Origin of the sequence: Sharpea porci (assembly GCF_009695655.1) — a bacterium.
Lineage (GTDB): Bacteria > Bacillota_I > Bacilli_A > Erysipelotrichales > Coprobacillaceae > Sharpea > Sharpea porci.
The window spans coordinates 1-3,807 of the sequence record NZ_VUNM01000057.1 but is presented as its reverse complement, the minus strand read 5'-3'; the positions used below and the strand labels follow the sequence as shown (position 1 = coordinate 3,807).

4 protein-coding genes are annotated in these 3,807 nt (G+C 47.9%); 2 read left to right on the top strand and 2 right to left on the bottom strand.

Annotated elements, in window-relative coordinates:
* Positions 1-340: 340 nt before the first annotated feature.
* Both FYJ79_RS12250 and istB read left to right on the top strand, forming a co-directional pair.
* Complete coding sequence (locus tag FYJ79_RS12250; RefSeq protein ID WP_154518887.1) at positions 341-1,522, top strand: Mu transposase domain-containing protein; 1,182 nt, start codon at positions 341-343, stop codon at positions 1,520-1,522.
* A gap of 1 nt (position 1,523) precedes the next feature.
* The gene (gene istB, locus FYJ79_RS12245; protein ID WP_154518885.1) at positions 1,524-2,279 is read left to right on the top strand and encodes an IS21-like element helper ATPase IstB; all 756 of its coding nucleotides are present in this window, start codon (positions 1,524-1,526) and stop codon (positions 2,277-2,279) included.
* Positions 2,280-2,330: 51 nt separating this feature from the next.
* Here the strand turns inward: istB and FYJ79_RS12240 are convergent, their stop codons facing one another.
* Positions 2,331-3,197, bottom strand: a complete 867-nt coding sequence (locus FYJ79_RS12240; protein ID WP_456114929.1) for a relaxase/mobilization nuclease domain-containing protein — start codon at positions 3,195-3,197, stop codon at positions 2,331-2,333.
* Positions 3,169-3,567 (bottom strand): plasmid mobilization protein, encoded by a 399-nt coding sequence (locus FYJ79_RS12235; protein ID WP_002596229.1) that lies wholly within the window; start codon positions 3,565-3,567, stop codon positions 3,169-3,171. Before FYJ79_RS12235 ends, FYJ79_RS12240 begins: the two co-directional genes overlap by 29 nt.
* Positions 3,568-3,807: the final 240 nt, after the last annotated feature.

Sequence of the window (3,807 nt, the reverse complement as noted above, 5' to 3'; positions counted from 1 at the left end):
ACTCTTATGGAGAAAGCGCTTCCTGTAAGTAGCAGCATGTAACTGCATATTCAGCTAAGAATTAAATCATCAAACAGAAATCATGCGAAGAGGGATTATCAATTTACACAAAATTATTGACACTATCCCTCCTTTAAGTTTTTATCTTGTTGTTTTAAATAAATATCAATGCACTTAGCTTCATCTATCATATAATCATCCTCCTTATCTTTCACTAAGTACATTTATTATATAAAGTTATGAGAAGCAAAATTATAAAAAAAAGCCCATAAAAGGGATGATTTCAAATTAACTTCTCATAACTTTTTACTTTGCATAAGACTGGAAGGAGAACATTACAATGACCTCAAGAAACGGTGAAGTTTTTGTAATCAATATATTCCATCTCGTGCTTAAGTTCTCAAGATATAGCTATATCGAGCTGACGCTGTCCAAAGAGCAGCCGATAGTGCTGAGGTGCCTTATCAATGCATTCCATTTCTTTGGAGGCGTGCCGAAGAGAATACTTTTTGACAATATGGCTACGGTCATGGACACGAACACAAGACCGAAGAGAGTCAACCATAGGATGGTGCAGTTTTCCAAGGACATGAACTTCAGGGTCGAGCCATGCAGAGCCAGACACCCCTATACGAAGGGCACAAATGAGGCAAGAAACAAGCTCATGGACTGGATCAGATGCTACGATAACGATTTCGATACCCTGGAGGATCTTCAGCAGATCATTGACAAGCTAAATACCAAGATGAATACAAACGAGTGCCAGGGCACTGATGTGCCGCCATGCATCCTGTTCATAAAGGAAAAGGAATACCTGACGCCATTGCCTGCCAGAGCCGTCGTGGATTCATATCTTGACCCTCGCAAAGTAAAGGTATCCCCACAGCAGCTCGTCTATTTCAGCGGCGTCCAGTATTCCGTGGACAAGAAGTATATCAACGAATATGTAAGCCTTGAGACATTCGAGGATAAGCTTCAGGTCTATTATAAAGGAAAACTGATACAGGTGCACAACATATCTAGAAATCCCATCAATTATACGAAAAAGCATTATGAGCAGTCCGTGCGCAAGCAGCTGGGAAAGAACAAGAAGTTTGACGATGTTGTATCAAATAACCTTTCCATCATGGACAGGCTGCTTGAGGCCAGAACCGTTTCTGTGACAAAGGATGACGCTGTCAGATCATACGATCACATGATTGCCTATCTGGTGTCGCAGGGAACTGAAAGCAGATGGATCAGGAGATTCATACAGACACTGAACGGTGAGGAACGCAATGTCCTTTGCACTGAACTGTCAAAGGTTCTCCCCTATATCACTGATGAGAGGCAGTTCCTCCATGCATTAAGAAATGCGGCAGCCAGGAAGCATCTGAAGATGCTGAGAGTCCGTCTGTGGGCAATGGACATGACAGGAGGATATGACTTCCTTTCCCAGGAAGGATATGACTCGACATGCAGTGAATTCGACAAGGAGACAACTGAATACATGAAAACAATAAAAAAGGAAACGGAGGATTAATATGAGCTCTATCAATGTACTAATGAACAATCTTGAAAAGCTCAAGCTTTTCAAGATAAAGGAAAACATCAACAGCTACCTGGACATGGTGGCAGATGGCGTCAAGACGCCAATGGATGCTTTCAGCGAAATGATCCAGATGGAAGTGAATCATAAGGAGGACCTGGCAATAGTAAGCTGTGTCAAGATTGCCAACTTCCCGTTCCAGAGAGGCATACAGGACTTTGACTTCAGCTTCCAGCCATCACTTGACAAAAACAAGGTGATGGACCTTGCCTCGCTGAGATTCCTGGAAAAGACAGAGAATATCATCATATGTGGAACGCCAGGCGTAGGCAAGACGCATCTTGCGGTGTCCATCGGAACGGAGGCTGCAAAGCAGAGATACTCTGTCTACTGCATATCATTCCACGACCTGATTTCACAGCTGAGGAAGGCCAAGTATGAGAACAGGCTCGAGGCGAGAATAAAGTGGTTCTGCCGATACAGGCTGCTGATACTTGATGAGCTTGGCTACGAGAAGATGGATGTGGATACAGCCAATCTCTTCTTCAATCTCATTGCGAAGAGATATGAGAAGTCCAGCACTCTTATCACGACTAACCTGACATTCTCCAAATGGCCAGAGGTTTTTGGAGATCCTGTGCTTACGAATGCGCTCCTTGACAGACTGTTACACCACAGTCAGGTATTGAACATTAATGGTCCTTCCTACAGACTAAAAGATCAGCTTCAGCTAATGACTGATGATGATTAAAAAGACAAAATAAAAATGTAGGAAAACCTACATTCTTATTTTGTCCAAAACCTACATTTTTATATTGACTTTTGCAAGGTAGGAAAGCCGCCCCCGGCTCTCCTTGACGGTCACACCCTCCTGCAGCAACAGAGAGGAAAACTCGTCAAAGCTGGCGGCGGTGGCAAGGGCTTTCCGTAGGGTCTGCCGCAGCTTCTCCTTGTTCGTTTCAAACTTGGTCTGCCGGGGCGTGATACTATCGGCAATCATGGGGGCGTTCTGCTTGTCCAGCGCGGCCTGTCCCTTTTTCTGCGCCCAATACTCCCGGTCGGTGACGCGGTTCTTGCTGCCGTTCAAGAGGTCGATTTGATAAAGCCCCTCCCGGTGGCACATCTCCATGACTTCGGATTTGAAGTAGCGCAGGGCAGCGTCGGTACATCGGTGCTTGCAGCCGACTTTCGTATCGGCCGGCCTGTCCATGTAGGGCAGGAACGGCACTTCCTCAATCCGCAGGCTGTTTATGACGATATGCACATGAATGTTGCCGCTGTGGTTATGCCCGTCCGGGTGGGTGCAGACAAGGGCCTGGTGGCCGGGAAAATGCTCTTTACAGAATTGTTCCCCCAACGCCTGCGCCCGGTCTACGGTCAGGCCGTTGTCCGGCCCGTCCCGCGGGTCAAAGCTGATGATGTAGTGGTGGCTTTTCACATCTTCCCGCCGCTGGTTTTTCTGATAGCGGAGATTGGCCCGCATACACGCAACGGCAAAATCCTCCCCGTCGCAGTTCAGCGTGGACAGCCGGTAGTCCTCGCGGGGGATAAGCCTGCCGGTTTCATCAAGGACGGGCTTCATGGTAAACTCGTCATGCTCAAAGAGAAGATATTGCTCGGCGGCTCCGTAGTCGGCGTTTTTAGAGTTGATATGCTTGAGTGTTGCCAACCGCGTCACCTACTTTCTTGAGGACTTCATACTTGAGGACGGCAAGGTCGGATATGGCGGCGCGTACCTCGCCGGAAAGGGTGTTGTAGGGTACGCCGTATTCGTTCAGATACCGGGCAATCTGATTGAGGTTGCCGCCGATCCTGCCGTACTCGGCTGTCAGCTTCCCGACAGCGGAAAGCAACTCGTCATTGACCGACGACACATGGACAACCGGGCGTATGGTCGCCCGCCGTATCGCCTGCCGGAGAAATTCGGACTGGCTGATACCATAGGGCGCAAGCCGCGCTGTGAAGTCGGCATACTCATCTTCGGACAGCCGGGTTTTCACAACGCGGCTGCGGTGGGGCGTGTTGTATTTCTTTCGCATGGTGTGACCTCCTTTCTCGCCCGTAAGGGCGCATGAGCAGGGTTTGGGGAAGGCACTCCCCAACAAGTTTCCCGCGAGGGGCAAAACTGCAGAATTGCGGATTTTGGCACCGTGTGTTGAACCGTATTTTCTCCCCTCGTTCATGCAAACAGAAACCGCAGATTATTTTAACAGGAACAATAAAAGGTATTGGCATTTCTGCTTCCCGGAAGAGCAGATTATGCCAATACCTGTTTTCAT